Origin of the sequence: uncultured Gimesia sp. (genome assembly GCF_963976445.1) — a bacterium.
Lineage (GTDB): Bacteria > Planctomycetota > Planctomycetia > Planctomycetales > Planctomycetaceae > Gimesia.
Map to the genome: position 1 here is coordinate 256,530 of NZ_CAXBKP010000008.1, position 6,526 is coordinate 263,055.

Annotated in this window: 6 protein-coding genes; 4 read left to right on the forward strand and 2 right to left on the reverse strand. The window is 46.3% G+C overall.

Going from position 1 to position 6,526, the window contains the following annotated elements; translation table 11 throughout:
* The first annotated feature begins 1 nt into the window (after position 1).
* The 3 genes from AAC022_RS11770 (at position 2) to AAC022_RS11780 (ending at position 3,050) form a co-directional block, all read left to right on the forward strand.
* A complete protein-coding gene (locus AAC022_RS11770; protein ID WP_339731107.1) occupies positions 2-1,372 on the forward strand; it encodes a lactate utilization protein B in 1,371 nt (456 codons plus the stop codon).
* Complete coding sequence (locus AAC022_RS11775) at positions 1,359-1,976, forward strand: LUD domain-containing protein (RefSeq protein ID WP_339731108.1); 618 nt, start codon at positions 1,359-1,361, stop codon at positions 1,974-1,976. The genes AAC022_RS11770 and AAC022_RS11775 overlap by 14 nt, the downstream gene beginning before the upstream one ends.
* Before the next feature lie 381 nt (positions 1,977-2,357).
* Positions 2,358-3,050, forward strand: a complete 693-nt coding sequence (locus tag AAC022_RS11780; protein ID WP_339731109.1) for a hypothetical protein — start codon at positions 2,358-2,360, stop codon at positions 3,048-3,050.
* Here AAC022_RS11780 and AAC022_RS11785 read toward each other — a convergent pair.
* A complete protein-coding gene (locus AAC022_RS11785; protein WP_339731110.1) occupies positions 3,028-4,335 on the reverse strand; it encodes a hypothetical protein in 1,308 nt (435 codons plus the stop codon). The two genes, AAC022_RS11780 and AAC022_RS11785, sit on opposite strands and share 23 nt — an antisense overlap.
* Before the next feature lie 11 nt (positions 4,336-4,346).
* Complete coding sequence (locus AAC022_RS11790) at positions 4,347-5,078, reverse strand: FRG domain-containing protein (RefSeq protein ID WP_339731111.1); 732 nt, start codon at positions 5,076-5,078, stop codon at positions 4,347-4,349.
* Positions 5,079-5,543: 465 nt separating this feature from the next.
* Here AAC022_RS11790 and AAC022_RS11795 point away from each other — a divergent pair.
* A partial coding sequence (locus AAC022_RS11795) for a sulfatase-like hydrolase/transferase (protein WP_339731112.1) occupies positions 5,544-6,526 on the forward strand: 983 nt, incomplete at its 3' end.

Sequence of the window (6,526 nt, forward strand, 5' to 3'; positions counted from 1 at the left end):
CATGCCTGCACATCCAGAATTAGCTGCGGAGTTCATCAAGGATAAAGATCGTGCGCACTGGCATGACCAGTCACTCTGGTTTGTCCGTTCGAAACGTGACCTGGCCGCCCATCAGTTGCCAGAGTGGGAACTACTGCGAGAACAAGCCTCGAAGATCAAATCTTATGTGGTTTCGCATTTACCCGATCTACTGGTAGAATTCGAAAAGAACGCCAAAGCCAAAGGCGTTCACGTTCACTGGGCACGGGATGCCAAAGAGCACAACGAAATCGTGCACGGCATTTTAGAACGACATCAAGTCAAACGTGTCGTAAAGAGCAAGTCGATGCTCACCGAAGAATGTCATCTCAATCCGTATCTGGAGCGGCACGGAATTGAAATTGTTGACACCGACCTGGGTGAATGGATCGTTCAGCTTCAAGACAAGCCACCCAGCCATATTGTGATGCCGGCGATTCATATCAAGAAAGAAGAAATCGGCGAGTTGTTTCACGAGAAGTTGGGTACCGAAAAAGGAGCCTCCGACCCGCAGTATCTGACGGAATCGGCCCGACAACGTTTGCGTCAAAAATTCATCGGAGCCGAAGCAGGCATTACCGGCGTCAATTTTGCGATCGCCGAAACCGGTGGCTTCGTCGTCTGTACCAACGAAGGCAACGCCGACCTGGGTACTTCATTAAACAAACTGCACATCGCCTGCATGGGGATCGAGAAACTGATACCCCGCGCCAATGACCTCAGCGTCTTCTTACGTCTGTTGGCACGTTCGGCAACCGGGCAGCCGATTACCACGTATTCCTCTCACTTTCATGGCCCGGCCCCGGATGGCGAGTTACATATTGTTCTGCTGGATAATGGACGCAGTGAAATCGCAGGCAGTGATGAATTTCGCCGCTCTTTAAATTGCATTCGTTGTGGCGCCTGCATGAATACCTGCCCCGTGTATCGACGCAGCGGCGGCTATAGTTACAGTAACACGGTTCCCGGCCCCATTGGTTCGATTCTGGGACCTGCTCACGATACGAAAGCGAATGCCAGTTTGCCGTTTGCCTGTAGTTTGTGTGCTTCCTGCACCGATGTCTGCCCGGTCAAAATCGATCTGCATCATCAGTTGTTAACGTGGCGGAAGCAGATACGTCTGAAAGGGCTACTACCGCTTTCAAAACGTCTTTCAATGAAAATGTTGAGTTGGATGATGCAGGCCCCGCGTCTGTATCAATTCGTAGGAAAGATGGCCCGCCGGGTTGTGCCCTACTTACCAAGGTTTTTAGTTTACAATCGCTTTAATGCCTGGGGAAAACAGCGCGAGCTACCCGACATGCCTAAACAGAGTTTCCGAGAGTGGATGAAGCAAAATCATGACGACAAGTAGAGAGTCGATTCTAAATACACTCCGCAAACACTCCGTCCCTGAAACGGAATTGCCCGACCTGCAACAGCCAGAGTTGACGCAGCAGTGGATCACGTACCCCGATCTCAGTCAGCAGTTTTCTGATCTGTTAACGTCGATCAAAGGTTTATGCCTGCGAGTGAAGAACGTCGAAGAAGTGAATCAGCGACTGGCAGAACTGCCCGTCTATCAAGAATCAAACAATATCTGCTCACTGATTCCCGATTGTGGTCAACCGACGGTCAATGTGAATCAGATCACTGATCCACATGATTTTGAAAACATCGACTTTGCCATATTGCCCGGTGAATTCTGCGTGGCAGAAAATGGCGCAACCTGGATCACCAACGATGGCGGCCCTCTGCGGACTTTGTATTTCCTGTCGCAACACGTAGCCTTGGTTGTGCCCGCTTCAGAAGTTGTGCCTCACATGCATGCCGCCTATCAAAGACTCAGCTTCGAAAATCGCAGCTTTGGTACTTTCATGGCAGGCCCCTCCAAAACCGCCGACATCGAACAATCCCTGGTCATCGGCGCCCACGGCGCACGGTCGCTGACGGTCTTTCTGGTTGAGGAACCGTTTTAAGACTGTTTTACAGATTAGGAGATTTCAAACCTACCCAGCTCTTTTAGTTTCGCATATCTAAGTGAGAGTTCACCGATGATCTTATTTTCAATACGCAAAGAATTAATAGTGCAATATTCATCTAAGTTTTAAATCCCACTCTGTGATAAACTACAAACTAACATAAAAAGATCTCAGGAAAACCATTGCAACAAAATCCTTTTGCATAGTATACTAATGTTGCTAATTAGACCTAAAAAGCGTTTTCGTCCTTCCCAGCTATGAACTATGTTTGAAAATTTCAGAATCCAATCTAGAAAACCTGTAGAACATGTCTCGCTTGGGCCGAGTTACCCGAACAGGGCCAACTTGCCAGTCAGTACAGTTACAAGGGCTTTGTAAATGGTATTCCGATTAGAAGAACAGATGTGTGAGCCGGTCATGACTTGGCTTAAGTCACAAAACCTTTTAGTCCGAACTGAGCTTCATGTACCATGGGGAGTCTGTGATATCGTAGCCTGCGAAGCTGATCCTCAGAAGGTGGAAGCGAGAAAAAAACTTCGCCAATTTTCAAAGATTGGATCGCACTCAAAAATAGCATTGTTTCTTGCAACTCCTGATGAAGATCAAACAAGGGGTATTTCACAAGAACGTTTATGCCAACAATTTGCAGTCGGTGGAAACCGAAGCAGAATTGATCACGAAATTGAATCTCTCATCAAACATCATTTTCTATTTCGAACACGGTCTGGTTGCTTAAGAAGCCGAAATGGATGGAAACCATTACACTCACGTCTTGTGGCCGTCGAGCTTAAATTAGAAAAAGTGCGCCAAGCGCTTGGTCAGGCGACTCGAAATCAGGGCTTTGCAGATGAGTCCTATGTCGCTTTTCCATACGACCTCGCAAAACAAGTTCTTGAGTCTGATAGAAGGCATATGTTTCTTTCCGATGGAGTGGGTGTTCTTGGGGTTTCCGATACTAACTGTAAATGCCTTATACATCCAATTCGAAAGCGCGATCGCATTGACTCTTCTGTCGAGCTTCATGTTGTTGACAAATTTTGGAGTGAATTCAAGTCAGGCAGTTATTCATAAACTGCTGCGCTACTTTAGCTGGTTCGCGAGATTTCTCAGAATCAGGAAGTGGTTCAAGATTACTACCTACAACAAATGCAGACGAAAACATTTGAAAAAGCGCAACGCTACGTCCTTCTGGATTTACCTTGCGAAGGTCATCAAACCAACGGCGATAATACATCGCGAGAAGTTCCCTGGCACCATCTTTATTTGTGTATTTCCGCCAGTCTTTCAGAAGATTATTGAACACCTTATATTCCCGATCTGATGGATTGAGTTTTTTCTTAGACTCCAAAAGCCATTGCTTAAGTGGCGGCGAGGCTACAGCCCGTCGACAAAGCGGACTAAGTGGAATCCGAACTTTACCTGGTCGCGTCTCTGTACCGGGGATAAAATACTGATAGCTGTTTCCCAATCCAACTGCAGGATAGTTGCACAACCCTCTGCTCCAAAGAACAAGGTTCAAGGCCCAATAGGGTCCTGCCACGTGCTTCTGTTTTTGAAACACTTGATTTAAGTGCTTATGCAATCGAATCATTTCACTAAGTCGCTTTTCATTCGGAGATTGGCCACTTGAGTCATCAAGGCTGCTATCTACAGTCCATATCACTTTTGCTCCTGATAGATTTACACACTTTTCGATTTGGGTTATTTTTTTATTCCATTGTGTTTTCCCGGATGTCTGTCGTTGATGGGTGAAAATAGCAGGTAGAACAAATTGACATTTACACCTAGCTTTTGTTTTCCACTTAAGTGAGGCCTCCGCAAGTTCACGATTGATACGATTGTATTCTGCACCATCGTTGAATGGGATTTGAGGAACGGAGAGCCACTCGGGATTAAGATCCATACAAAGTTCAAACAGTTTTGAGACCATTTCATAAACATGAACCTTGTCTGGTTTTTTTACAAACGACGTCTCTCCTAATAATTGAAATTCATCATAATTGGCGAAAAACTCTACCCAGGGAATCTTTCGTGCCCTTCCTGGTTTTTGCTCATCTTTATTTAGTGTCTTATTCTGTTTCCTTGAATTATATGCTTCTAGATTTTTTTCAGATGTTTTTTTCTTGCTAGCGTATTTTTGGAAAGATTGTTTGCCAGTAAGAATATTGAAAAAACCATCTACACCTGGGTCAACCCAAAGCGGAAATTTTGAATCACTGATCTGATGACGAAGTTTATCTTCTGCTTGAAGTGTGATACGACAAATAGTTGGCTCACGGTAATACTGATCAGCTAAGGCCAAATCAGTAGTCGTCGAAATAAAAGGGATGCAGTCTAGAAGCTCTTCAGAGTTCATTTCAACCTCTTTCAATCAAGTTTCGCCACTTGCCGTAGATGGCGGCATATTTTATCTGGCTCTGGGAAGAGGCTCATCTCATTCCAATTCATACGGTTCAAATCAGCAAGCAACCGACACTTATATTTCCGGCGGATAGGTACATACAAAAGCGATGGCGAGTCACGAGTATCGAGGCTTAACTTTCTAGAACCATGCAAAGTAAATGTTCCATGTTGGGCTCGAATTCGTGGATTATTCCATGCAGGAATAACGGCAACTGTTCCAAGACCACCTCGATTTGTTGCTCCACTCAGTTTCATATATTCACCTAGAATGTCTTCATCCTGTTCAGGGTCAAGCGGTCTTGGCTGAAGCGGAACTGCCTGACGATTTAATGTTGATGGATTAATCACACAAACGAGACCATCAACATCGGTCCTCAGACACGCAAAATAAAGTGCTACTGCCTCACTTTCTGTCCAATCCAAAAGTCGGGTTGGAAGCCCATAGTGCTGTGCTCTTTGCATCCATTCAAAATCGTCAAGTTTAGAGTGAGAGGAAACAGGCTCCATTTTGTCTTCAGCATGCCGTCTGAATTCTCTATACAAAGCAAGGGCTGTATTACGTTTTTGAACGCGACCATATCTGAGTGCAGATGGAACTAACTTCCATCTATGATCAGAGTGACCACGAAACCAGCATCTTTCATGAGGTTTTCTAGAAGATTCCAAGGACTCTAGAACTCTCAGATAGTCATCCAAGTTCTGAATTTCCCTATCAACAAGAGGACAGCTTGGACCGCGTCTGGAGTACATTTTGTATACTGATCGTGGAAGACTTTGCATTCGTCATTCCCAACGGCTCTGTGCTTGTTGATTTCTAAAGCTTTAAATTATCTCAGAACAAAGGCCTGGATGTAAACCCATACGCACCTATAAACGTATGTAATTTTGTTATCTTCCAGAAACGTCTAAGATCCGCTTTTCCATATCTATCCACTGTCATTCAATTTCATCAATAGTAAATCGGCAGAGAAGTTAAGGGGATGACAAATAATGCTATAAATACTGACAAATGCTCATGTGATTGCCGCCCTAATTTATGATGAGCAACAAATCTATCAGAATTGCTGTTCGTGCGATGTGTCTCTGGGTAGCATGGTCAATATGTCTCTTCTGTTGAGTCATGACTCCCCGTTCATTCTCCCTGCAAAGATCGTGATAGATATGAAGCAGTTCGGACTCAGCTTGTTATTCATATTCTCGGCAGGATTGCTGGAAACCGAGGCTGCTTCAAAAGAATCGCGCCAGCCGAATATCATTCTGATTATGGCCGATGATGTGAGTTGGGAGTGTTTCGGCTCCTACGGCGCGGAGGATTACAAGACGCCGCACATCGATGCGCTGGCGAAACGCGGGGTGCGTTTTACGAACTGTTATTCCACGCCGCTCTGCACGCCGTCGCGGGTGAAGCTGATGACGGGGAAATACAGTTTTCGTAACTACACGCATTTCGGCTATCTCAACCCCAAGGAAAAAACATTCGGGCAGATGTTGCAGGCCGCCGGTTATAAAACGGCCATCGCTGGCAAGTGGCAGCTCAACGGACTCTATCATGGTGCGGAAGGCCACGCCGATAACACACGACCGTTCAAAGCGGGCTTTGATGAATATTGCCTGTGGCAGGTCACCCGGACGGTACACGATCGCAAATCGGGGGGAGGCGAACGTTTCTGGAGTCCACCTCTGGAACAGAACGGCAAGTATCTGTCGGTCAATGAGAACCAGGGGAAATACGGCCCCGATATCATGTCCGACTTTCTGTGTGACTTCATCCAGCGCAATAAAGATGAACCTTTCTTTGTCTATTATCCCTCGGTGCTGGTTCACAATCCGTTTGTACCCACGCCTGATACGATTGGCGACGCACCCCGCACGCAGGCCGCGAACAAACAACCCAAGGGCAAACAGGCGCGCAAAGCCAACTTTGTGGCGATGGTCAACTACCTCGACAAAATCGTCGGCAAGCTTGTCAATAAAGTTGACGAAGTCGGTCAGCTGGATAACACGCTCATTCTCTTCACGGCCGACAATGGCACGAACGTGCAAATTACCTCCCAGTGGAACGGCCAGACCATTCATGGCGGCAAAGGTTCCACCACCGACATGGGCACGCATGTGCCGCTGGTCGCCTACTGGAAAGGACACAC